The organism is Bradyrhizobium sp. CCBAU 11386 (assembly GCF_028128955.1).
GTDB lineage: Bacteria > Pseudomonadota > Alphaproteobacteria > Rhizobiales > Xanthobacteraceae > Bradyrhizobium.
In genome coordinates this window covers 58,005-80,792 of record NZ_LBKA01000014.1, presented here as the reverse complement: position 1 = coordinate 80,792, position 22,788 = coordinate 58,005, and the positions used below count along the sequence as shown (strand labels likewise).

Genomic DNA, 22,788 nt, shown 5'->3' with positions numbered 1-22,788 from the left:
TTAAACCAAATCGGAGCGAAGATCGCGCTTCGACGGAGGAACTCGTATGTCAAAAATGCGCACCATGCACCTTTGCGGCATCCTGATCGCAGGCCCGGTCGTTCACAGCCACGCGGTCTGGAGAAATCCGAAGCATCCGACCAATTTCCTCAATCTCGCCCACTATGTCGAGATTGCGAAGCTGCTGGAACGAGGCAAGTTCGACTTCCTGTTCTTTGCCGACCGGCTCGCGATCGCGGATCGTTATGGAGCGAGCCACCGTACCGGCATCCGCCACGGCGATCAGGATGCGACTCGGATGGATCCGATCCCGCTCCTGGGTGCGCTCTCGGCCGTCACCACGCACCTCGGTCTCGGCGCAACGCGCTCGACCACCTATGACGCGCCCTACAACATTGCGCGCGAGTTCTCGACGCTCGACCATATCTCGGCGGGCCGAGTTGCCTGGAATGTTGTGACCTCGATGAATGATGGCGAAGCCCTGAATTTCGGCAACGTTCTTCATCTCGGTCACGACGAGCGCTATGATCGAGCCGATGAATTCATGGAGGTCGCCTTAGGCCTTTGGGATAGCTGGGATGCGGATGCGCTTGTGCTCGATCGAGAGAATGGAATCTATGCCGATCCGGATAAGGTTCACTATCTCAACTACCACGGCCGCTGGTTTCAGTCCCGTGGCCCACTGAACATTCCGCGCAGTCCGCAAGGGCGGCCGGTCATCATTCAGGCCGGATCGTCGGGGCGCGGCAAGGCCTTCGCTGCGCGCTGGTCGGACGTGATCTTCGCCTTGCAGCCGACGCTCGAGCGCATGCGAGCATTCAAGAAGGACGTGACGGAGGCGCTCGCGTCCGCAAGCCGGCCAGCCGACTCCAGCAAAGTTCTCATGGCGATGATGCCGTTTATCGGCGAAAGCCGCCTTGAGGCGGAAGAGAAGCGCGACAGTCATGACGCGCTGATTGATCCGCTGGTCGGCCTCTCGACGCTCGCCGCGCATGCCAACAGCGATTTCTCTGAGCTGCCGCTGGATGCGAGCGTTGATAAGGTCCGATCATCGTCTGGCAGCCAGGGCAATCTTGCAGCTCTTAAGAGCATTGCGGCGGGGCAATCCATCACCATCGCGGATGCGGGTCGGATCTACGGGCGAGGCGTGATGTGCCCGCGGTTTGTCGGGACGGCCACGGATGTCGCCGAGCAGATGGCCGATATCGTGGCGTCTGGCGCGGCAGACGGATTTGTCGTCTCTCCTGCATTCCTGCCGGACACGTTTGAGGATTTCGTCAAGGAGGTCGTACCGATTCTGCAGCAGAAGGGTGTGTTTCGGCGTGATTACGAGGGCGCCACGCTGCGCCAGCATCTTGGTATTGCGGCCGCTTAGGCGCGAGTGTCACCGATCGAACGAGGGCATACAATAATGGCCGGGACGTCACTGCAGCAGGAAAGCGTTGACGCAGCGACATTCAAAGCCGTCATGAGACGACTTGCTTCCAGCGTCACCATCGTGACCAGCCGGCATGCCGGGACTCTCAATGGAATGACTGCAACGGCCGTGAGCAGCGTCAGCGCCGAACCACCATTGGTGCTGGCGGTTGCCAACAGGGCGAACCATTCCTATCCGCTCATTCGTGGCGGCGGTAGCTTTGCGCTGAACATCTTACGCGACGACCAGGCCGATATCGCCGACTACTTCGCGCGCCAGGGCGATAAGACCTTCGACGATCTTTGGCATGTTTCCGGCGTCACAGGATGCCCCGTGCTGAAGAGCTGTGCGGCTTCGATAGAATGCATCGTCGAATCTGCCTTTGACTGCGGCAGCCACACCATCTTCGTCGGCCGGGTGGTGAATACTGCGGTGCGGCAGGCAACACCGCTCATCTATTTTGACGGCCATTTCGCAAGGATTGCCAGCGCATGACATCTCCCGGAGCGAAGATCACGCGAGCGTATGCCCATCGAACGCAAATGCCCCTTAAAGAGCCGTTCGTCATTGCCTCGCAAGCCATCGTCAATTGCGAGCACGTGCTGTGCTGCGTTGAGACGGATGTCGGCGTGAACGGCATCGGCTCGGTTGCGACTATCCCAGCGTTCATGGGCGAGACGGGCGCCACGATCGCGGCCGCCCTCGACCATTTGCTTCCGATGGTGGTCGGCGCGAGTCCCTTTGAAGTCGACAAACTCATTCAGCATCTCGACAAGGAGCTGCCCGGCAACAACTCCGCCAAGGCTGCGATCGATCTCGCCTGCCATGATGCCATGGGGAAGATCGCGGGCCTGCCGCTGCACCGGCTTCTGGGGGGGGCCTATCGTACGCGCGTTCCTGTTGCCTGGATCATTGGATTAAAGGGTGTCAGTGAGACCGTCGAGGAAGCCGTTGCAAGGTACCGGATGGGATTCAAGGTTCTTAAGATCAAGATCGGGCACGACGATGCCGATGATCGCGAGAAAATCCGCCTGATTCGCCACGAGCTCGGCGACGAGGTGATCATTCGGGCGGACGCCAATTGTGCCTATACTTTCGACCGTGGATTGAGAGTTCTCGGCAGAATGGAGCAATTTGGTCTCGAGCTGATCGAACAGCCGTGCCGGCAGACCGATATCGGTGGCATGGCGAAGCTCCGCCAGGCATTGCGAACGCCGATCCTGGCCGACGAATCGGTCATGTCCCCCGAGGATGCGATGCGGATTGTGGCGGAGCGTGCGGCGGATATCATCAACATCAAAGTTGGCAAGGTAGGCGGCATCTGCAAGGCCCGCCGCATCGCGGCGATCGCGGACGCCGCCGGGCTGCCCATCGTCATGAGCGGAAACCTTGAATTGGGACCCGGCATCGCCGCCTCATGTCACGTCGCCGCTGTGTTGCAGAACGCGACCTATGCGACGGATATCTTTGTCGGAGGCCACAAACATTCTTCTGATCTGATACGAGAAGACTGGGATGAGGACGGTATGACGATCCGCGTGCCCGATGCGACAGGACTTGGCGTCACGCTTCGATCCGAATTCGCGCCCGAGAGCTGGCAATGGAAGATAGGTGCGTTCTCGACATGAACTCTGCCATGTTGGTCGCCGCAGCTTTGAGCACTTGCGACCGGCCAACGAATGCTGGGGCCAATTTTCCCGGGACCTGATCGACCCGCTTCGGAACGAAGACGAGTGACACTCGAGCTCGTAGATCGTGCGTCTCGGGGTAATCGGCGGACAGGGCCTGTAGCGCTATCTCGTTCGCCGGCTGTCCGCACATTCCTTGAGGCGACGCCGACAGCTCCTCGCGGCCGCTACCGCCTCCGGCCGCCAGCCGGCGAAACCCGTCGTTGGGCTCGCGGAAAGCGAACGATGATGCGTCCCGTGGCCGAAGGGATGGAAGCGGTGATGCAGGATACGACAGGTGGTGTTTAGGCTATTGTGAGAATCTCAAGCTCTTGACTACCCGAACCTACGACATCTCCCACGGCCTTCCCCCTCAGGGACTGAGCTACAGGCGATACAAACGAAATAGAACCGGTCTTAGGATCTGCCTCGTCCTCTCCAACGATACGATATTGCTGCACACGGCCGTCGCCGCGACGAAAAGTCACTGTGCTTCCAAATGCGACTGCATAGGTTGAAGCAGGATCGGGAACAAGCTGGGCCGTCCGGATCCTTTCGGCAAAATAGCGAGCATCTCGCAAAGGGACCGCCGTCTGCCGTCGTCGTTCGTTGACGTCTTCGATCTGCTGCGCCAGCTCATATGCCTCACGTGCCTCGCGAAGCTGACGCTCCAGGGCTTTCAGTCCCACTTCAGTCACGAAGTTGGGGTGAGATGAAATGGGACGATCCGGAAGGAGCGTCTCGGATGCGGTCTCCGCACTCTCTTCCTTCGTAAAAGCTACGCTCAACCCGGGACTCCATCGATATCGTGGCAATTCGCCAAGCGAATTTAGGTGCGCGTTGTGGCTATTTCACGGACCAGCACTTCTCGCCGGATCATCAAGCACGGCGCACAAGGAGGTCGGGCACAGCAAAAGGTGGTAGGATATCGGCGGCTCACTCCCGAAGCGCTTGCGTAGCGTCCAGCCCTGTTGGGTCGATCACCGACATAATGATCATTTCGAAGCAAGGGGCCACTTTGCTGAGCCCAATGCAGCGAGACTCCGGTTTGCCCGGCGTAAATGTTTTTTCTTTGGGCAGGCTCCCAGAATCTTGTTCCTGTTTTTTATCGTCTGTGGTCCATCTAAAGCGAGCTGAACGAGGCAAGAACTCCATGTTGCAGCGCTCGTGGCCGAGCGACTCGCTCCGGCACAATCCGCGCTCTCGCCACCTGACATAAGCCGAATGAGGGCAGTCGCCGCGCGCCCGCGTCAATGATCTCGCGGCTGTTGATGGCCTGCCTCTTCCTGCCGTGCAGATTTGAGAAAGTCGACAAGCTCCCTGGCACTGCGGGAGAATAGATCCTTGAAGGCTTGCTCGGCCGCGTCACCGTCTCCGGCCAGGATCGGCTCCACCAATCGCAAGTGCCGGTCGAGCAGGCCTCCTTCCGCTCCAACAATCTGATTCGACGATGCGATATAGAGCCTCAACTGGTTGGTGATCAGGCTGTAGTGGTGGATGAGACGCCGATTGCCAGACAGACTCACGACCGTCCGATGCAGTTCGAGGTCGACGGACGCCAAATCTTTCTGCTCTTGGCGCGCCGCATCTTCAAGAGCGTGAAAAGCGGCTAGCAGGATTTCGCGTCCAGCATCGTCAATTCGTTCGGCGGCAAGGCGCCCGGCCAGGCCTTCGAGGCTGGACCGCAGCGTTGCAAGCTCCCACACATCGTGGGCGGTCAACGTGGTGACCTCCCAACGCGCGTAGGGCTGCTGCACCACCAGCCCCTCAGCGACAAGTCGTTGCAGGGCTGTTCGCACCGTGCCGCGGGAGAGAGCGAACTGCTCGGCGAGCTGAACTTCGGTGAGACGTGCGCCTGCCGGGATCCGGCCGGAAATCACGGCTTCGCGCAGGCTGTCTGCCGCTATCCGGTCGAGACTTTGCTTTTTGGCGGGCTCTAGCTCGGCGATGCCGGGCAGCATTTTCATCCCCTACCGCTGGATTCTTTGAAATAGACAAGCTCCACTGTTTATAGACAATGATCAATGATAAATTGTCAACAATCAACTGGAATGCTGCAATTGAGCTGGTCGGTCTATTTTGTTCGTATTTTCAGCCGGTTATCTGGAAGTCGACGGTCGCGACCGTCGTATGACCGCTCTTCATCATTGCGGACGTTGCAAGGGTCCGGCGGCCTTTCCGGCCATTCTCGCCCCGAGAGCCAGCTTGAGAGCCGGATCCTGGCCGCAAACGGCTTGAGGAGTGGATCTTGACCAAATGGGACGCCTTCGGTGTCAGGCGGGCGCTTCTGGCGATCGATGCGGCAATCTGGTCCATCAATCGTTGGTTGATGATCCTTGCTCTCGCGAGCATGGCGGTTCTCGTCTTCGTCGGGGTCCTGCTGCGATATTTGACCAGCGGCACGTTGGTCTGGGCTGATGAGCTTAGTCGCTATCTGATGGTGTGGCTGGCCTTCCTGGGCATCGGCCCGCTGCTGCGTGTCGGTGGGCATGTGGCAACGGATACGCTCATGGCCGATGCTGCGCCTTCAATCCAGCGTGTGCTCCGGCTCGTCGTTGTCCTTGTGACCTTCGTGTCCTCGGTCTGGCTTACCCTTGCGGGATGGGACTATGTCGGGCGCTCCTGGCTTCAGGTCACGCCGGTGCTAGGCGTTCCCTTCGCCTATGTTGCGCTCGCGGCTCCCGTGTCGTTCACGCTGACCCTCTGGCACCTTTCGATGCTCGCTGCGCGTTTTATCGCGCACGGAACGTTTGAGGAGAGGAGTGATCTCTCGGCGCAAGACACACCGACCTCATGATCACAGTCATACTCTTTGCGTCCTTGATCGCGTTCATTGTGCTTGGGGTTCCGATCGGCATAGCCCTTGCGGCTGCGGCCTTGACCGCCGCCACCTCGGCGCATCTGACACCGATCATCGTTGTGCAGAAGATGGTGGCCGGCCTCGATTCGTTTCCGCTCATGGCGATCCCGTTCTTTCTGCTGGCGGCGGAACTCATGACGGCGGGTTCGCTTGCAGACGTTCTTTTCCGATTTGCTTCACTGTTGGTCGGGCACAAGCGGGGCGGTCTGGCGCACACGACGATCATCACGCTCGGTCTGTTCTCGGGCATAAGCGGTTCAGCAGTGGCCGATGCCGCCGGTCCAGGGGCATTGCTCATTCGCATGATGGTGCGCTCCGGTTACCCAAGCCCCTATGCTGCGGCAATAACTGCTTCGGCTTCTCTGTTGGGCCCGATCATTCCTCCTTCGATCTTGATGATCATCTATGCGCTGCAGGTCGATACCGTGTCGGTCTCAAGGTTGTTCGCTGCGGGCGTGCTTCCGGGCTTGCTCATTGCAGGCGCCCTCATCGGATACAATGCCTATGTGAGCCGAGAGCGCAACTTTCGTGCTGAGGACGCGAGGCCCTCTTTGAGGCAGACGCTGCATATCATCGTGCGCGCGATCCCCGCGCTGCTCATGCCAGCCCTCATCGTGGTCGGAATCAATTCAGGCGCGTTCACGCCCACGGAGGCCTCGATCATTGCAGTGTTCTATGGACTCGTCTGTGGAATGTTCGTCTATCGCACGCTCACCTGGTCCATGCTTCCCGGCATTCTCGCGCGCTCATCTTTCATGACCGCTGCGGCGCTTCTCATCATTTCGGCTTCAATAGCGGTCTCCTGGCTCCTGACTTTCGCTCAGGCGCCGCAAACCCTGATCCACTGGATCGGCTCTCTGAATCTTTCGCCACTCGGCTTCTTGCTTGCCATCAACGTATTTCTTGTCGCCTTTGGCATCTTCATCGAGCCCTTGCCAGGCATTCTGGTTCTGGCCCCAATTCTCGCACCTATGGCAGCCTCGCTCGGCATCGATCCCACCCATTTTGCCATGGTGATGATCGTGAATCTGAACCTCGGCACGATTACGCCGCCAGTTGCCAGCCTTCTCGGCGTGACCAGTCTGGTGGCGAAAGTGCCGACGTCGCAGATCAATCGCGAGATCTACCCGATCATCGTTCTTCAACTCGCCGTTCTCGCTGTAATCACTCTCATTCCAGCAATCAGCCTCTCTTTGCCCGACGCACTCGGGACGAGGTGAGGGCAATCATGAATGGAGCGGGTTCCTTGACCGTTATTCAAAAGCCTGAAATCAACGCTGAACCGACATCTCGAGCGGGTCGAATTGTAAAGGCGGAGTGCATATTGGTTGCACTGCCGCTTCAGGCCGACGCCAAGCCAGTATGGGCGTTCAGCAGCGCGCCCAAGAACACTTTCGATACCTTGTTCGTGAGGCTCGAGACGGATACCGGGCTTGTCGGCTGGGGCGAGGCCTTCTCGCGCACGGAGGATCTCTCGCTCAAAAGCCTGATCGAGACGCGGATCCTTCCGCTGGTGATCGGGGAGGATGCCCGTCAGATCGCAGCCATCAAGCATAAGCTTGAATTTGGTCTGCACAATTTTGGGCGCGTCGGGCCCACGATGTATGGGATCTCGGCGGTCGATATCGCCTTGTGGGACATTGCTGCAAAAGCCGCCGGCCTGCCTTTGGTCGATCTGCTTGGGGGCCCTGTGGCGGGTGAAGTCGAGGTCTATGCCAGCCTCCTGCGCTACGACAGCGAGGAGGGCGTCGCCGCCGCCGTCCGGGCCGCCGTTGCCGAAGGCTATCGCTATATCAAGCTGCACGAGACGACCTATCCGGAGATTGCGGCCGCGTGCGCGGCGGCGGCAGGCCAAGCCGCCGTCATGCTTGACGTGAACTGTCCCTGGTCGGTCACGGAGGCGCTGGAAATGGATGCACGGCTTGCCCCACTCAATCTGTTCTGGTTCGAGGAGCCCGTCTGGCCGCCCGAAAACTTTCGCGGCCTTGCTCGCATACGAGCCGAGAAGCGCCATCGGATCGCGGCAGGTGAGAACGCAGGCTCGCTACACGATTTTGTCGCCATGGTAGACGCGGGTGCCATTGACATCGCGCAGCCCGACGTCGCCAAGACCGGTGGCGTCACCGAGCTGTTGAAAATTGCGGCCTTCTGCGAGGCGAGCGCGATCCAATTTGTGCCCCACTGCGCCTTGTTCGGGCCTGGGCTGCTTGCCACCATTCACATCAATGCGTCCCGGCAACCCGTACCACTACTCGAACGGCTTTACTGTCAGTTTGACGCGGACCTCTATCGCGGAGCAACATCACCGGTCGCCGGCAAGCTTGCCGTCCCGCGCACGCCTGGTCTTGGTTTTGAACCCGACCCCGATGTGATCGATCGCTATCGTGTCGGTTGACAAGCAGTTTCACCTAAGGAATGAGCGTACGATCGGGAGTGCATGATGAAGTCGTGGTTGACGAAATATCTGCTGGTTAGCGTGCAGGTCTTCTCGTTGGCGGGGCCTGCCTTAGCGCAGACGACGCTGAAATATGCTTTCGTCAATCCGATGAACAGCCATTTCGGCGCGGCTGCGACGGCCTTCAAGGAAAGCGTCGAAGCTGACTCCCAGCGCCGGATCAAGATTGATATTTTTCCCGGCGGAACACTCGGTGGCGAGCGCGAAATTGTCGAAAGCCTTCAGCTCGGCACGGTCGACCTCGCCATGACGAGCACCTCGGTTGTAGGCAATTTCGTTCCAGAGCTCTTGGTGTTTGACGTCCCATTCCTGTTTCGGGACGCCTCTCACGCGAGGCACGTGGTGGACGGTCCAATCGGACAACAAATCCTCGCAAAGTTCCCGGCAAAAGGTCTCCTGGGACTCGGCTATGGTGAGAACGGCTTCCGCCATTTGACGAATAACAAGCGTGAAGTCAGAGAGCCGTCTCAAATCGCAGGCCTCACCATCAGGACGATGGAAAATCCCATCCATCTCGCCGCATTCAGCCAGCTCGGTGCACGCCCCACGCCGATCCCATGGGCAGAGCTCTACACCGCACTTCAAGGCGGCGTTGTGGACGGAGAAGAAAACCCGCTATCGAATATTCTCACCGCGAAGCTGTTTCAGGTGCAGAAATATCTCAGCTTAACCGGCCACGTCTATGCCCCGACGGTGATTACGATCGCTCCGTCGACCTGGAGCAAGCTGAGCGCCCCCGACAAGAAGATCATAAAGGACGCAGCCGCCAAGGCCATCGTTGCCCAAAGGCAGAAGGTCGAGGAATTGGAGAGCGATGGCGTGAAAGAGCTGACGAAAGCAGGCATGGTCGTCAACGACGTCGATAAGCCGAGATTCCTCGAGGTGCTCAAGCCCGCTTATGTCAAGTTTTCGCAGCAGTTCGGCGAGAAGACGCTCGAAGCGATCCGAGAGACCAAGTAGGACACGGGGCTCTCGATAGGGACCTGCGGCGCTCCGGCCCGTAGTGTTTTTCGTGAAGGCACCTGACAACGAATAGGGCGCTTGCGAGAGGGACGATGTGTAAAGAGCAGACGTTCTTTACGTTGATCTAGCCGAGCGACCGCTTCAGCCTATCAGTCGTTGGGCTTCTTGATGCGTACGTGCTTGCGCTGGAAGCACGAGCGCGACAGTCGACCACTCTAAGAGTGTTGATCGTCCAGCGAAAGGGTCTTCATGTCCCCTTCCCTTTAAGGGCAGCGGCCGATCCAAAAGCGAACGTTGAACTCACAGGCGATTGCCAAATCGACTAACGGAATCCTGCGCAAGGGCATCGAGCCTTGCGCAATCGCTGCGTGAACGAGAGCGTGAAGCGATCTTCGTAGAAGGCAATACCAAGTCGCGCGATGACTTTGAAATACGCAACTCTTGCGATTGTGTGCTGCTCACAGCTAGCTTTGTATTCGCTCCCTCGTAACTCACTTCGATACTGAAGCGAGGACGCCTTCGCTCCGCGTTCCTCGCCGCATTGGGAAATTTCATGTCTCCCACAACCCGCACGCTCCATCTTGGCCTCAATCTTCTCGGCGCGGGCGGTCACGCCGCTTCATGGCGTTGGCCGGGCACCGATCCGAGCGCCTTCTTCGATATAGAGCATTACGTTCGCGCCGCAAAAGTTGCTGAGCGCGGCCTGCTGGACGCCGTATTTCTCGCGGACGTGCCCGCGATTTCGCTAGATATTGCGCGCCAGCCGCCAGTCCATGGGCTGGAGCCTACGCTGATCCTGACCGTGATCGCGCGCGAAACAAGGCATATCGGCGTGATCGGAAGCGCCTCGACAACCTACAATGAGCCGTACAATCTGGCGCGCCGTTTTCAATCGCTCGATGTCATCAGCGGCGGCCGGGCTGGTTGGAATGCGGTCACGACATCGAGCCCGGCGACGGTTGCTAACTTTGGCGGCCCGCAGCTCGGGCGCGAGGAACGCTACAGGCGTGCCGAGGATTTCGTTGAAGCCGTTCTGGCGCTGTGGCTCAGCTGGGGAGACGGGACCGTCGTCGCCGATCAGGCATCTGGCATCTACGCGAATCCCGCCCATTTCAGGTTGCTTGATCCCAGCAAAAATGCCTTCGCAATTCGTGGTCCACTCACGCACCCGGGCTCTCCGCAGGGCCATCCGGTTATCTTTCAGGCCGGAGGCTCGGACCCCGGTTTGCGCCTTGCTGCCCGTAGCGCCGACGTGGTCTTTGCCGCCGCCGGCGACCTCGCGGCGGCACGGCGCGAAACGGAGCGCCTGCGAGCCCTCTCGCATCAATTCGGCCGACGCGCGGCTCCGCTCGTACTGCCTGGGCTTGTTACCTTCATCGGGGGTACGGAAGAGGCGGCTCAGCGCCGCAAGAAACAGATCGATGCGCTGGTCGATTTGAAAACCGCGATGGTCACCTTGGCGCAGCGGATGAACGCGCCGGTCGAAAAGCTCGACCTCGACAAGTCCATTCCCGAGGAGCTGCTACCGGATCCTCAGACCGTGCCGTTTTCGGTCGGTCATCACCGCACCATCGAAACTCTGGCGCGTGAAGGCCGCACGGTTCGCGAGATCATCGCTAGCGTTCAAGGCGTTGGTCATCGCGTGCTCGCAGGCGCACCGGAACAGATCGCCGATTCGATCGAAGAATGGTTCCGCACAGGCGCGGTCGATGGCTTCAACATCATGCCAGACGTGCTGGAAGATGGCGTCCCTGCCTTTGTCGAACATGTCGTTCCGATCCTGCAGCGGCGGGGGCTGTTCCGCACCGAATATCGCGGCGAGACGCTGCGCGAGCATCTTGGGATCCCGATCACGAACGAGCCAGCAGAAAAGAATCGCGACCGCCTGATCGGTTTGATGCCTTGATTTTCAAATTCAGCATCTGGAGCTTGGATATGACTCTTTCGAACGCACACTCGTTGGAACTTCCCACCACTCGGCTGAAAAGTCACAGTATGCAAAAGGCGATCGCCGTCCTGCTCGCGGCTTCAAGCCTGTCGCTGATCGCTGGGTCGACTGGCGCTTCTGCACAAGACGCTTCGCCTGACAATGTGAAGCGGGGAGGCATCATTCGATACGGACATTTCGAGGACCCCCCTGCCTGTACGGCGGGTGGCTGCAGCAATGGTACCTTCAGCGGCAATTCAGCGATAATCTGGTTGCACGCAGCAGTGACGGAAAAATCCTTCCCTGGCTCGCCACATCATGGGCAATCTCGGACGACAAGAAAGTCTACACCTTCGAGATCAAACCAAATGTGAAATTTACCGACGGCACAACCCTTGATGCGCTGGCCATCGCCGATAAGATCAACGGGTGGCTCAGCAATAACCCAGATCTTCGTAATCCCACTGCCGCTCCTTACCTCAGCCGTAGCTTTGAGTAGCAGCAGCTATAGCCCCGCTGACGCTGCGCATAACGCTGAAGACTCCGTTTCAGCCGCTGCTCAATGTCCTCGCCCAATCCTCGCAAGGCACCTTGTCGCCAACAGCACTCAAGCGTGGCCTTGCTGCGAATTGCGAAAACCCGGTCGGATCGGGACCGTTCATCGTTGAGAAGTGGTATCACGGGCGAGAGGTCATACTCCGCCGCAACCCCAACTACAATTCGGCGCCGGCCACGGCGAAGCATCAGGGTCCGGCTTATGTTGATGGGATCGACTGGAAGTTTCTTCCCGATCAGACGGTCCGATATGGCTCGCTGCTCACGGGTGAGACAGATGCCGCTTACGACATTCCGGCTGTCGCCTGGAGGGACGCCAATTCCCGATTCGATGTGTTGCGCCACATTACCGGCGGCACCCCCTTGCGACTGGCGTTGTATACGGCGCGCCCGCCATTCGATGACGTGCTTGTCCGCCAAGCCTTCGCTTATTCGACCGACCGAAAGGCCGCCATCGAAACGTCCTTCGTGGGCGCTCTGCCATTTGAAGGCATGCTCGACATCGTGGGAGTTCGACTACAACGCAGCGCTCGCGCTTCGAGCCGAGGAACTGGGCTTCGATCTGGTATTCGGCTTGTCGGAATGGGTTCGTGCAGGCGGCTATGGCGGCAAGATCCGGTTTCGAGAAGATTCGATCGACCCGTTCATGACCGTCACGGCGCTCGCGGCCCTCACCAAACGATTGCTGTTGCTCTCGACCATCCACATCCTCTACGGCCCGTGGCACCCGATGCATCTGGCACGTTTCGCGGCCACCGCCGATCACATCTCGAAGGGACGCTTCGGCATAAATGTCGTGACCGGGTTCTCTCCAGCAGAGCCGCTCATGTTCGGCATGCGCCGCCAGGAGCATGACCTTCGCTACGAGATGGCGGATGAGTTCATGTCCATTGCGAAGCGGCTTTGGCAATCGGAGCATAACTTCACATATGAAGGTCAATTCTGGCGTCTTGAGGACGCGTTCGTGCGTCCCAAGCCCCGCTACGGGCGGCCCATTCTTGTGAGCGCAACCGGATCACCAGCAGGATTTTCCTATGCAGCGCGGCACTCGGATCTCGCTTTCATCACCAGTCCTGCCGGCGCCAACGTCGAGCGTGCAGTCGAGGCGCTGCCAGCTCATACGGCCAAACTCAAGGCTGAGGCGCTAAGTTTGGGCCGCAACATTCGCACCATTATCAATCCGATGATCGTTTGCCGGGAGACGGAAGCAGAGGCGAGGGCTTACTACGACGAGATCATCCGCGTGGCGGACACGGAAGCCGCCGCCGGGTACGCCAACCACTTCAAGAGTGGCGACAGCAAGGCTTGGAACAATCATGTGCCGCACGAGCGCATACTCGGCGGAAACGTGCACCTGATTGGCAGCCCAGAGCAGGTTGCGGACTGGTTCATCGCCCTGAACAAGGCGGGTTGCGACGGGATGCAGATTTCGTTCTATGATTTTCGCGAAGATCTCGAATTTTTCGGCGAAGCTGTGCTACCGCTGTTGCAGCAAGCCGGGGTCCGGGGACAAGTCTCCTGACATGCACAGTCAAGCACATCCGTGTTTCCTGCTGGAGAAGACGTGGCGGCTCGAAGGCCTGCCGCCCGGCAAAGCTCCGATTCGTGCGCTGCACGTCGGTGATCCCAGTTCTGGCGATGCAGAAAAAGTCTGGTTTGAGGGACCTCGATTTTGGCTCGAGCGCGATCCTGTCGGAGAGGATGCCGTCGTTCAGATGTGACCAAATGAAAGTTTTTGATCGTAGAAGACTGTCTCAGCATTCAAGAAATTCACTCTAACGAGCGGTTTCTCCATGAATAGCGTCTGAGACGAGCCCACTGTTCAGATGCCTCACCCAAGCAATGATGACGCGGCTGATTTTGGAGCCTCTCCACGCGAAAAACCCCGGCACGAAAGCCGCCGCTCGTGATGCCACGGCGTACATCCGGCCGCGACGATCAGGTACCAGTTAGCATAAGGTTCTTGAATAAAATGAGACCTTCGCGGCGTCCGTAGTTGAACGTCGGCGCGGATCATCCGCCGCCAACCGTCGATGGTAACGGGTCGGTCTTGCGAGGCAGGCTAAAATTCTGCGATGCGGTCTCGTTTCGCGATGAATTACTGTTCGTTGAGCGGTAGGCAGGCATTTCTATCTATCGGGCAAAAGGTCTTCCGCGAAACAAAAAGTCTTTCGCGAAAGGTGAACGAAGATTCGACGGTCCGTCCTAATGAAGACCCAGGATATTGCCTCGCAGAAGATACTTATAGTCCTCCTCGGTCATCCATTTGGCGCTGTGTCGTGTCTAGTCCCAGATTTGGTATCACGTGATACTCAAAAAGCACCATCTACGTCTGTTGCCTCCGAATAGCGATCGCGCGTCGCGCCAGCCGCAGCGACGTCTATCTGGTTTGGATGCGGGATCCTTCATGCTCGGTTTTGATATAGCCAAGTCGCAACATGCCCGGCCTTGGAACTAGGACCTAGTCCGGCGCCGACCTAATATGCTTTGATACGTAGGATGGAAATGAGACGCGTGGTGCTTCAATGTACGTGGTCATTCGCAAGTACACCAATGTTCGTTCGGTTGCGGATGCCGCCCGCCGCGCGAAAAGCGGCGTCGGTCAAATCCTAAGGGAATCGCATGGATTCAAGTCGTACTATGTCCTGGACGGAGGTGAAGGCGTCGGTGTTGCAGTGATGATATTCGAGGATCGCGAAAGCGCCAATGAAGCGAACAAAAAGGTCATGGAGTTCTTTCAAGCGAGTCTGCATGATCTCCATCTTGGAGACCCCGAAATCGTCGCCGGCGAGATACTGGTGAATATCCAATCCGATCAGTAGCGCGCCCCTTTCCATAGCGCAAGCGCCACGGCGCGGACTTGGATGCCGTAGGGTGATATCGCAAGTCGGTCACATACCTATCTTGTCATTGATTCCGCTAGCGATGCCAGCGCCTCACGCGGCGTCGCGCGGCATGATGGTCGGTCGGTTTGCACAAGGCGTTTCAAGCGGCAGGCGTCGACCATTGCTTATTTTCGAGCAGGGCGAAGATGCGGTCGGCTGATACCGGCCGACCGATGAGATATCCTTGGACTTCATCACAGCTGGTTTGGCGCAAACACCCGAGCTGCTCGGTGGTCTCGACGCCTTCCGCGACCACGCCAATGTGCAGATCCTGCGCCAGCGTGATTATTGATTTTACGATCGCCGCGCTATCCGGCCGTGTCAGCATGTCGCGTATAAAGGACTGATCGATTTTGATGCGGGTGTAAGGCAATTTTAGCAAATAGGTCAGCGACGAAAATCCTGTTCCGAAATCGTCGAGCGCCACCGTCACCCCCAGTTGCAGGAGTGAATTCAAGATCGATGATGCCGGCCCGTACTTTGAAATCAGCATCGACTCCGTTATTTCGATTTCAAGGCGGCTAGGGGCAACTCCGGCCTCCGCCAGGGCCTGCACGATTGTTTGCAGGATGCTGGTGTTATGGAATTGAGCTGCAGAGAAATTCACGGCGACCCTGAGATCAGAGGGCCAGTTCGACAGCGTCGAGCAGGCGCGTCGGACCACCCACTCACCGATCGGGTGGATCAAGCCGGTTTCTTCGGCAATTGGAATGAACTCAGCCGGCGAAATGACTCCACGGACAGGATGTTGCCAGCGCAGCAAGGCCTCAAATCCGGTTACTCGGTTCTCGCGAATATCAAGGAACGGTTGGTAGACGAGAAAAAGCTCGTCTTTCCCGATCGCCTCCTCCAGATCCCGTTGCAGCGCCCTGCGATCGCGCGCTGATTTGTCGTCGCTGGCCTCAAAGAAGCGAACCGTTCCGGGCCCCGCTTTTTTGGCGCGATAGAGCGCAAGGTCGACATTTTTTAGGAGCTCATTAGGCGTATTGCCGTCGCGCGGGGCCAACACGATTCCGACGCTCGTCGCGCCCGCGATCTCGCGTCTTTCGATCAGGAATGGTTCGCCGAAAGCGCCAACGAAGCGCTCGGCGATTTCCAACGCGTCTTCTACTTTGGCCAGATTGGTCACGATCAGCGCAAATTCGTCCCCGCCGATCCGCGCGACGGTATCGGTCTCACGCGCGCATCGTTGCAGTCTCGCCGCGGCCTGAACGAGGAACTCATCTCCTGCGGGGTGGCCGAATTTGTCGTTCACTTCCTTAAAGCGATCGAGATCAAGGAGAAAAACCGCGAATTCCTCGCCCGAGCGAGCCAACCGGTTGAGGGCAGCTTCGAGGCTTTCGTTGAAGGCGAAACGGTTCGGCAAGTGGGTCAGGGGATCCCGCCGGACCCTCCGTTCGGCTTCCAATTGAGCAATGGTGCGTTTCGTGAATTCGAAAGAATGGGCGAAAACGCCGCGCAGAAGTACGAAGCCATACGCCACAACAAGGATAGCGACGAGCAGATAGACGAAATCGCCATTTCTGCCGAGGCAGATTGCCGTACCCACAAAAATCGGAGCCGTGAATGCAACCGCCGCCACCGGAATCGTAGCGAAGGCGAATGCTCCGCCCGCGAGCATCCCGGAGCAAAGACATGTGATCACGAGTTGGCCGCCATTCGAGGCGTCGGCGAAGAAAGCTACCGGAACGACCGCCCAGGCGGTTCCAAGAACGAGCGCATTTCGCACCAGCCGATGCATGGCCTGTCGGGAGACGAACTGCGGCTTCGTAATCCGTCGTGATAAACGCGCCTTCAAGCCTATCGATAACGCGCCGCAAACCACGGCAGCTGCCCAGATCAGGGCATAGTTTCTGTTGGGCGAGTGCCAGAGGGCAATTGCAAGCACCGTCGCATTGCAGGCGTTGGCCAGCATTATGCCCAGGGAGTAACCGAGCACGAGGGAGATCTGCTCCGCGCGAATGTGCCCTGCGACCGCTTCGTCTGTCGCAGGGCCGCCGAAAGCCGCCAGGTCCCCCGCGAATAGCTTCGAGACATACGAGCTCAGATATGTCCTCATCTGGGGCCCCCGCAGGACTGACTGGCTCTAACGTTGCGGCCAGTGCTGGAAGGTCGCGGCAAACATTTGAGAAAAGATAAATTCTTGAAGTTCGCCACGTCCGGCGCGGCATGGGGTGGCCGAACTCATTATTTAGCGGTGGCTAAGGCAGGGCCGGGCGCTGGGCTGACCTCCCGTGTCCTTACCGCAAACGCGGGGCACAGTTCTGTACATTGCGTACTGACCTATGCCTGTAATCGATCGCCGAATTCGGCTAACCTGCCATGATGACAGCTTGTGCGCTAACCTGAATTAAACGGTGGGGCGGTATGAGATCGACAGAAGATGAGACACGCGAACGCATCGTAAGCTACGGCCGCCTGCGCCGACGACTTTCTCTATCGATGAGATCGGTAGGATGACGCAGCTTGTGCCGATCGTGGATGCCCGACATCTCGCCGCTTTCCTGCGCCATATCCGATAGAACGAAGCAATGCTGCGGGCTCACCTCAAGAAACGCGCGATGCGAACGCAAGGCCAGGTCTAATGTCGCCCAGGCCAATAGAGGTGATGTGTGGGCACGACGATCTCCGCATCCCTCCAGCCGGTGTCCCCTTCCCGAGACCTAGTACGAGCCCTGGCGGCAGAAGGCGCTTGAGGCGGTGGCCGGTTGTTCTCTCGTCGAGCCAAGGCGGGACTGCTGCCCTCGCTCCTACGTAGCAATCGTGGATGTTTCATGCGCAATCGTGACCTTGGCTCCGACAGCTTCCTGGCACTGACCGCGGTCGGTCTGGTGGTGCTCTGCTCGAGCCTGCTCGCCTTTGCGTTCACTTAAAGCGAACGCGCTCGCTGCGTTTCGCGCCTTGACCAAGCTAAGTGCTTGGCGGATAGCAAGCCCAGCAGCACGGACACTAAACGCCGATTGCCGTCCGCCGCGGTAAGGCCGATCACGGTGTTTCGAGACCAGGCCCTCAGAGGTCTGGCCCGCGTTGGGATCAATTTTAAGGACATCGTCGAGGTTAACACTAACTCCGCATTGTCGGCGCGGCGGACAACGCCATTCTTGTTAGAGCGATCCAGATGATGGATTGCAGTGCGGCTCGCACTCAAACTGGAAGTGAAATGTGACGATTATCCTGGCCCTGCTAGGGAGCGCAATCATCGGACTGGGGACGGGCCTGTTCTTTCGGGTCTGGGCCATCGTGCTAGTGTCTCCGGCAATCGCGGTCCTCGCCGCGATCGTATTTCAGGCCTCCGGCTTTGGCTTCTTCGCTGGCGTGTCCGTCGTCATCGGATGCCTCTTCGTCGGCCAGATCGGCTACCTGCTGGCAGCGTTCTGCCTGCATAAGGGAGACATCTCAGTTCAGGACGAAGCCGACGGCGACCCAAGCGAACACCGCCATCAGGATGTCCACGACAAGCACCAGTAGCGCAAGGCCTGTCCAGGACGGCAGCTTTCGGCGCAGCCGTAGGGTTTTTCGCCGTGTCAGCAGACGGCCCAGTAAGAACGGAGGTGCGTACCTGACAGCGATGCCGGCCGCACTTTTTTGAAACACCATGGATCTCATTGCGGCACACCTTTCAATGCTAATGGTCGGTTTACCGTTTCATCAGCAAGAGCAGTGCCAGTGCGGAGCATGCGCGGCAGCGGCGGGGCGGCGGCGCGGAATGACAGCGTTGGAAGTGTGTCATGGAACCTGCGTGTCAACGTGGCACGGGCGGCCTCCGTAGGGCATGTGGCGCTTTCACCGGAAGCGCTTGCGGTTTTGACGCCGAATATCCAGATGCGCCACGTCATCGGGCATAATCTTCGCGTCGCGGATGCAGCTTTCGCTGAGCACGCCGCTGATGCTCGCCTTGGCGAGACCGTGCCGCTTGTCGGTGATGACATCCTGCAATTCGCGGAAATCGGCCAAATGGTGGTAAACGGCATAGACGCGTGGCTGGCGACCGGTTCACCACCGCCCGTCGAAAATTCGACGATCCGCCGGTACAAACGGCGGATCGTCTGCCATCGGCGTCGGCAATCGGCGTGCTTGCCGGCGGCAGGTGAACACTTGTTGTGGGGTCAGCCCGTGTCGCCGGGCAATCTCGGAAACGACCGCGCCTGATACCAGCGTCTCCTCGACGATCCGGGCCTTGTCGTCTTTCGAGAACCAACTACGGCGTCCCGTCTCCGTGATCACTTCCAGCCGGCGCGCCGTCACGTCCGCCTTAAGCATATGGTCAAGCATAGACACAAGCCGATCCCTTTAAAGAGATCGTGAAACTCGCATACCCCATGTGCCGCGAGAAGGTGGGAGCGGAACGGCCTTACCTCAGATAAGGCAATACGGGGTCAATATCTTGCAGACGATCACGTAATTGCGGTCGGCGCCCGCGGCTCAAAAAGGTCCGCTATCTTCAAGCCTTCCCGCAATCTTACGAATCGGAGGGGGCCATGAAGCAATATGTTGGGCTGGATGTCTCGCAAAAAGAAACGTCAGTATGTGTGGTCGACGAAGTGGGTCAGATCTTGTTCGAAGGAAAGGCAAAGTCCGACCCCGGGGCACTCGCGGCATTGCTTCGCAAGCGGGCGCCACAAGCGGAGCGCGTCGGATTTGAGACTGGGGCGATGGCGAGCTGGCTATGGCATGAACTTCGTAGGGTCGATCTCCCAGTGGTTTGCATCGACGCGCGGCATGCCCACGCGGCTTTGTCCGTACGCATGAACAAGAGCGATCAGAATGATGCTCGAGGTCTGGCCGAACTGGTGCGGGTTGGTTGGTATCGAGAAGTCAAGGTCAAGAGCGAGGAAAGTCAGAAGATCCGCGCGATACTCGTCGCGAGATCCCGGCTCGTGTCCATGCGCCGAGACATCGAGAATCAGGTCCGGAGTTTGATCAAAGAATACGGCTTGCTGTTCCCACGCGCGATCGGCCAGCAGTTCCGCAACCAGGTCAGCGAGCTATTGGGCGATAGTCATCCACTCCTTTGCGTGATATCGCCGCTCCTGTTGATCCATGAGGGCGATGTCCCGCTGGGACGGTGTTGAGGCGACCTCGTTCATTCGGCTGGTGGCGGCTCGACCGTACTCCGCTGCAAACGTTGAGGCGTCCGACCCGGACATCATCATGAGGCGCTGCGCGACCTCGGAAAGGACCGTGACCCCAGTGAAGACATCAACCAGCCCGGGCGATCCAATGCCTGGCCGGCAAAGTACGCATCAGCCGCGCTCGCGCCGTCTCCGCAACCCTGACCAGCTCCGACAGCGCGAGCGCTACCGTCGTGCCGTCGGAAAGTTCAAAAGGTGATTGACAACAATCCGCAATTAAAGGGCCGAATGACAATCAAACCCGGCAGCTGGTGCAGCCATCCGAAAGAATTGGCCAACTTTGTTCTTGGTTACGAGGGTAACCCGTTCGGAAACCAGGTGGGGACGGACGACGGTTGGCTGTTTCGTCCACGAGGAATGTATCAACTAGTGGGACGCGAGCAATATCAGGAAGTGCAGAATCAAATGCAAGAGATCGGAGAACTGGTCGGGCTGGATCTCCTCACGCTTCCCGACGCACTGCGCGATGCGAAGATCTCAGCCAAGGTCGCTTTCGCTCACTTTCGGCCTCATCCCTATCAGAACCGAACGCTGTTTGAGTTGCTCAAGGATCCGTCGAAGGACTGGATCGCCGTACGCGCGTTGCAAACCGACATGGAGCATGGCCCAACCGATAGGCAGCGTGTCAATGCAAGAAGCCAGATGTTTTTCGGCTGCATTGAAGAGGCGTTACATCCGATGCAACTCAAGACATTGCAGAGCAAATTTTACGACAGCGAGTAAGCATCCTGATCCCCGGTCGCGCGCCGCGTGCAGGGGCGCGGCTATGGCGGCCATTCTGGCTAGCGGCCCCGAGCGTAAGCTCGAAGCGTAAGCCTGACGACTGATCGCGGGCAGAGATCGAAATGCACATGTTCGGTGCAAGACTGGGTCTGACCGCGGTCCGCCGGGACCTCCAAACCAGCTTTACCGCCAGGTGAACGCAATCCACGACGCAGGCCTGCGCGCGAGGTCAGGCGGAATGAAACTTGGCTCGGAGATGATCGGATCAGACGTGGCAGATGCGGCCGCGGTTTGTCTTCTTTTTCGAGCTTTGTCAGCTTCTCGAAAGCCAGTCTCTTTAACACTCGAACTTGGCCTCTCGATGACGAAGCCGCCCATGTCTGAATTCGTGACGAACTTCAGCTCATTCCCTGCGGGAGATCTTCAAGAGGCCTTTGTTCTCATAACACAAAGGAGAGCTTTATGGATCCGAACCCGATTGACAATGCGCGTTCACCAGAATCGCCAACGGCGCACGTCTGGACACAGGAAGATCATGATTTGTTCAGTCAGATCATGAATGAAGCTGGACCATCATCACCTGCCGCACCTGAGGAAGCGATAGATGTCTCATTTGCCGTTCCCCAAAGATTTTCCCACGGTTCGCAAAGCGCCCCTGACGAGATGGTTGAGAGGCTGTTCCACCGCGGTCTCTTGCCGGACTCGGACCAGCCGACGATGACTTATGAAATCCTAGGTCACCGCTACACGGCCGGTTTGGATCCGTTCAATCGCGTTCGTCTTGTTCATAACCCTGCGGAGGACCAAGTGGTTGGGGCCGGCCGGGCGGGGGTACCGGACTTCGGAGCGTTCTTCTCGGAGAACCGGCGCTTCGGAACGCCGCTAGCACAGCAATGGGCTACATTTGCCCTAATGGACAAGCTGCGCGAAGAAGGTTTCATGCCGACCGCAGATAACTCCACCACAATCCTACTTAACGGACGGGCCTACAAAGCCGAATTAGCCGAAGGAGGGTTCGTTAGGCTTACACGGGAGCCAACCCGGCTGTGAACCGATCGCGCCGGGCTGGAGGCCTGCGATCACTTCGGGTGGCCTTACCTGGAGAGACATTCGCCACCTAACAGTGGATTGTTCGCGCCGCAGTGGGTACGCATCCTCGGACCCACTGGCAGCCCACGAGAAGCACGATCATCCTGGCCATTTCGTCTGCGTGGCGCCGGCCTGTCATCCGGCATGCCATATTGCCCCCGTATTGCCTCATCTGAGGATGTTACTTTCGCTTGATCGATGTAGCTCCGGCGATCGGCCAGTCCGAGATTGCACCATAGCGCGCAGGATCGGAAGGAACTGGAGACGTCGCGGAATGCCCATGACACGCGGCCAGCGCCGCAGCTTTAGCCGTGTGGGATGATCGTCTCGGCTGCTTTGCCTCTGAGTAGCTCTGCACGATGGTGTGGTGCGGGCCGAACTGTTCGGGGCGTTGCCTAGCGAGGCGACCGAGAATTGCATGCGCGGTCAGACGGGGCTCGGCCGCAGGCCAGCGCTCGATGTCGGCTGGGTCCGCGCAAATTTGGGTAGCGAAACCGGTGACCTGGAGGGGTTACTCGGAAACGGCGTAGGACCTGCCGATGCGAGCCTAGATAGTCTTGGCGGACGCACGAGGTATTCTCAAGGAGCTGGCAGCAAAGGTCGCGTAGCCGCCACGAGGGTCGCAAATGGCTTTGCATAGCAGTGCGATCGCGTGAGCGTATTGATCGGATGGGAATCCTATCAATTGGCACTACCAGATCTGGGCGTTTTGCAAGCAGTACCTTCGCCGTAGGATTACGGCAAAGACCGCATGCATATAGGTGTGCGCAAACAGCTTCGAAACGCGGAAAAGAACGGCATGTCGAACATCAATCTCAGCTCCCGATCCATTGCAGGTGCACGTGCCGGACAGCGAGCCATCATCGCCCTAAAAGTCATCAAATGGAGGGCGCTGGCCCCGAGACGTCGAGGTTTCCAGATGACACGCGGAATGAAGCCGATGTCGCGGATGGTCGCAGCAACAAGGCGCGCGCTCGCCATGTACGATCTCGACCGGTGCTGCGCAATCTGGTGGCTCTATCGTCTCCATTTCGGATTCACCGGCGACGTGATGTTGGGGCTCGCCGCGGTCACGGTTGCCCAGGAGAGATCCCGCTGCGGAATTTAGGAATCGT

General features: G+C 58.7%; 21 protein-coding genes and 2 pseudogenes. 18 read left to right on the top strand and 5 right to left on the bottom strand.

Annotated elements, in window-relative coordinates:
- Positions 1–46 precede the first annotated feature (46 nt).
- From XI09_RS04070 to XI09_RS04060, 3 genes are read left to right on the top strand one after another with little or no spacing between them, the layout of a single operon-like run.
- A complete protein-coding gene (locus XI09_RS04070; protein ID WP_333939027.1) occupies positions 47–1,375 on the top strand; it encodes an LLM class flavin-dependent oxidoreductase in 1,329 nt (442 codons plus the stop codon).
- Positions 1,376–1,411: 36 nt separating this feature from the next.
- A complete protein-coding gene (locus XI09_RS04065) occupies positions 1,412–1,912 on the top strand; it encodes a flavin reductase family protein (RefSeq protein WP_097669468.1) in 501 nt (166 codons plus the stop codon).
- Positions 1,909–3,045, top strand: coding sequence for a mandelate racemase/muconate lactonizing enzyme family protein (locus XI09_RS04060; RefSeq protein WP_097669469.1), 1,137 nt, complete (start codon positions 1,909–1,911; stop codon positions 3,043–3,045). The genes XI09_RS04065 and XI09_RS04060 overlap by 4 nt, the downstream gene beginning before the upstream one ends.
- Before the next feature lie 344 nt (positions 3,046–3,389).
- On the opposite strand, the gene greA is transcribed toward XI09_RS04060, so the two are convergent.
- Both greA and XI09_RS04050 read right to left on the bottom strand, forming a co-directional pair.
- Positions 3,390–3,872 (bottom strand): transcription elongation factor GreA, encoded by a 483-nt coding sequence (gene greA, locus XI09_RS04055; RefSeq protein ID WP_271565744.1) that lies wholly within the window; start codon positions 3,870–3,872, stop codon positions 3,390–3,392.
- A gap of 462 nt (positions 3,873–4,334) precedes the next feature.
- A complete protein-coding gene (locus XI09_RS04050; protein WP_179880039.1) occupies positions 4,335–5,045 on the bottom strand; it encodes a GntR family transcriptional regulator in 711 nt (236 codons plus the stop codon).
- Positions 5,046–5,332: 287 nt separating this feature from the next.
- On the opposite strand from XI09_RS04050, the gene XI09_RS04045 reads away from it, so the two are divergent.
- The 10 genes and pseudogenes from XI09_RS04045 (at position 5,333) to XI09_RS04000 (ending at position 14,666) form a co-directional block, all read left to right on the top strand.
- The gene (locus XI09_RS04045) at positions 5,333–5,881 is read left to right on the top strand and encodes a TRAP transporter small permease (RefSeq protein ID WP_097669471.1); all 549 of its coding nucleotides are present in this window, start codon (positions 5,333–5,335) and stop codon (positions 5,879–5,881) included.
- Positions 5,878–7,164 (top strand): TRAP transporter large permease, encoded by a 1,287-nt coding sequence (locus XI09_RS04040; RefSeq protein WP_271553604.1) that lies wholly within the window; start codon positions 5,878–5,880, stop codon positions 7,162–7,164. The genes XI09_RS04045 and XI09_RS04040 overlap by 4 nt, the downstream gene beginning before the upstream one ends.
- Positions 7,165–7,190: 26 nt before the next feature.
- Entirely contained in the window at positions 7,191–8,339 is a 1,149-nt protein-coding gene (locus tag XI09_RS04035) for a mandelate racemase/muconate lactonizing enzyme family protein (RefSeq protein ID WP_179880040.1), read from the top strand.
- 42 nt (positions 8,340–8,381) lie between these two features.
- A complete protein-coding gene (locus XI09_RS04030) occupies positions 8,382–9,359 on the top strand; it encodes a TRAP transporter substrate-binding protein (RefSeq protein ID WP_271565743.1) in 978 nt (325 codons plus the stop codon).
- Positions 9,360–9,915: 556 nt separating this feature from the next.
- Positions 9,916–11,268: an NtaA/DmoA family FMN-dependent monooxygenase gene (locus XI09_RS04025; protein ID WP_271565742.1), complete on the top strand. Its 1,353-nt coding sequence runs from the start codon at positions 9,916–9,918 to the stop codon at positions 11,266–11,268.
- 208 nt (positions 11,269–11,476) lie between these two features.
- Positions 11,477–11,788, top strand: coding sequence for an ABC transporter substrate-binding protein (locus tag XI09_RS45680; protein WP_333939029.1), 312 nt, complete (start codon positions 11,477–11,479; stop codon positions 11,786–11,788).
- Between the two features lie 8 nt (positions 11,789–11,796).
- A pseudogene (locus XI09_RS04015) lies at positions 11,797–12,258 on the top strand (ABC transporter substrate-binding protein); the annotation flags it as partial.
- A complete protein-coding gene (locus XI09_RS04010) occupies positions 12,254–13,366 on the top strand; it encodes an LLM class flavin-dependent oxidoreductase (protein ID WP_271565741.1) in 1,113 nt (370 codons plus the stop codon). The pseudogene XI09_RS04015 and the gene XI09_RS04010, both read left to right, overlap by 5 nt.
- Before the next feature lies 1 nt (position 13,367).
- Entirely contained in the window at positions 13,368–13,565 is a 198-nt protein-coding gene (locus XI09_RS04005; RefSeq protein WP_271565740.1) for a hypothetical protein, read from the top strand.
- An 804-nt stretch (positions 13,566–14,369) separates the two neighbouring features.
- Positions 14,370–14,666: a hypothetical protein gene (locus tag XI09_RS04000; protein ID WP_271565739.1), complete on the top strand. Its 297-nt coding sequence runs from the start codon at positions 14,370–14,372 to the stop codon at positions 14,664–14,666.
- A gap of 163 nt (positions 14,667–14,829) precedes the next feature.
- Here the strand turns inward: XI09_RS04000 and XI09_RS03995 are convergent, their stop codons facing one another.
- Complete coding sequence (locus XI09_RS03995) at positions 14,830–16,788, bottom strand: putative bifunctional diguanylate cyclase/phosphodiesterase (RefSeq protein ID WP_271565738.1); 1,959 nt, start codon at positions 16,786–16,788, stop codon at positions 14,830–14,832.
- 1,103 nt (positions 16,789–17,891) lie between these two features.
- Here XI09_RS03995 and XI09_RS03990 point away from each other — a divergent pair.
- Positions 17,892–18,197 carry a hypothetical protein gene (locus XI09_RS03990; RefSeq protein WP_097669479.1) on the top strand — a complete coding sequence of 102 codons (306 nt, stop codon included), beginning with the start codon at positions 17,892–17,894 and terminating at the stop codon, positions 18,195–18,197.
- Between the two features lie 315 nt (positions 18,198–18,512).
- On the opposite strand, the gene XI09_RS03985 is transcribed toward XI09_RS03990, so the two are convergent.
- Together XI09_RS03985 and XI09_RS03980 are read right to left on the bottom strand one after the other, a co-directional pair.
- Positions 18,513–18,683 (bottom strand): hypothetical protein, encoded by a 171-nt coding sequence (locus XI09_RS03985; protein WP_179880042.1) that lies wholly within the window; start codon positions 18,681–18,683, stop codon positions 18,513–18,515.
- A gap of 39 nt (positions 18,684–18,722) precedes the next feature.
- Positions 18,723–19,001, bottom strand: a complete 279-nt coding sequence (locus tag XI09_RS03980; protein ID WP_097669480.1) for a transposase — start codon at positions 18,999–19,001, stop codon at positions 18,723–18,725.
- A 206-nt stretch (positions 19,002–19,207) separates the two neighbouring features.
- Here XI09_RS03980 and XI09_RS03975 point away from each other — a divergent pair.
- The 4 genes and pseudogenes from XI09_RS03975 to XI09_RS03960 form a co-directional block, all read left to right on the top strand.
- Positions 19,208–19,774, top strand: a pseudogene (locus tag XI09_RS03975) (IS110 family transposase); the annotation flags it as partial.
- Between the two features lie 282 nt (positions 19,775–20,056).
- Positions 20,057–20,584: a hypothetical protein gene (locus tag XI09_RS03970; RefSeq protein ID WP_271565736.1), complete on the top strand. Its 528-nt coding sequence runs from the start codon at positions 20,057–20,059 to the stop codon at positions 20,582–20,584.
- Positions 20,585–21,046: 462 nt separating this feature from the next.
- Entirely contained in the window at positions 21,047–21,634 is a 588-nt protein-coding gene (locus XI09_RS03965) for a hypothetical protein (protein WP_097669482.1), read from the top strand.
- A gap of 838 nt (positions 21,635–22,472) precedes the next feature.
- A complete protein-coding gene (locus XI09_RS03960; RefSeq protein ID WP_246740496.1) occupies positions 22,473–22,781 on the top strand; it encodes a hypothetical protein in 309 nt (102 codons plus the stop codon).
- The last annotated feature ends 7 nt before the right edge of the window (positions 22,782–22,788 follow it).

What these genes read in the sequence shown, in the direction of transcription:
- XI09_RS04070 (WP_333939027.1), top strand. Translation starts at nt 47, where the DNA reads ATGTCAAAAATGCGCACCATGCACCTTTGCGGCATCCTGATCGCAGGC.
- XI09_RS04065 (WP_097669468.1), top strand. Translation starts at nt 1,412, where the DNA reads ATGGCCGGGACGTCACTGCAGCAGGAAAGCGTTGACGCAGCGACATTC.
- XI09_RS04060 (WP_097669469.1), top strand. Translation starts at nt 1,909, where the DNA reads ATGACATCTCCCGGAGCGAAGATCACGCGAGCGTATGCCCATCGAACG.
- XI09_RS04050 (WP_179880039.1), bottom strand. Translation starts at nt 5,045, where the DNA reads ATGCTGCCCGGCATCGCCGAGCTAGAGCCCGCCAAAAAGCAAAGTCTC.
- XI09_RS04040 (WP_271553604.1), top strand. Translation starts at nt 5,878, where the DNA reads ATGATCACAGTCATACTCTTTGCGTCCTTGATCGCGTTCATTGTGCTT.
- XI09_RS04030 (WP_271565743.1), top strand. Translation starts at nt 8,382, where the DNA reads ATGATGAAGTCGTGGTTGACGAAATATCTGCTGGTTAGCGTGCAGGTC.
- XI09_RS04025 (WP_271565742.1), top strand. Translation starts at nt 9,916, where the DNA reads ATGTCTCCCACAACCCGCACGCTCCATCTTGGCCTCAATCTTCTCGGC.
- XI09_RS04005 (WP_271565740.1), top strand. Translation starts at nt 13,368, where the DNA reads ATGCACAGTCAAGCACATCCGTGTTTCCTGCTGGAGAAGACGTGGCGG.
- XI09_RS04000 (WP_271565739.1), top strand. Translation starts at nt 14,370, where the DNA reads ATGTACGTGGTCATTCGCAAGTACACCAATGTTCGTTCGGTTGCGGAT.
- XI09_RS03995 (WP_271565738.1), bottom strand. Translation starts at nt 16,788, where the DNA reads ATGAGGACATATCTGAGCTCGTATGTCTCGAAGCTATTCGCGGGGGAC.
- XI09_RS03980 (WP_097669480.1), bottom strand. Translation starts at nt 19,001, where the DNA reads ATGCTTGACCATATGCTTAAGGCGGACGTGACGGCGCGCCGGCTGGAA.
- XI09_RS03965 (WP_097669482.1), top strand. Translation starts at nt 21,047, where the DNA reads ATGGATCCGAACCCGATTGACAATGCGCGTTCACCAGAATCGCCAACG.
- XI09_RS03960 (WP_246740496.1), top strand. Translation starts at nt 22,473, where the DNA reads ATGTCGAACATCAATCTCAGCTCCCGATCCATTGCAGGTGCACGTGCC.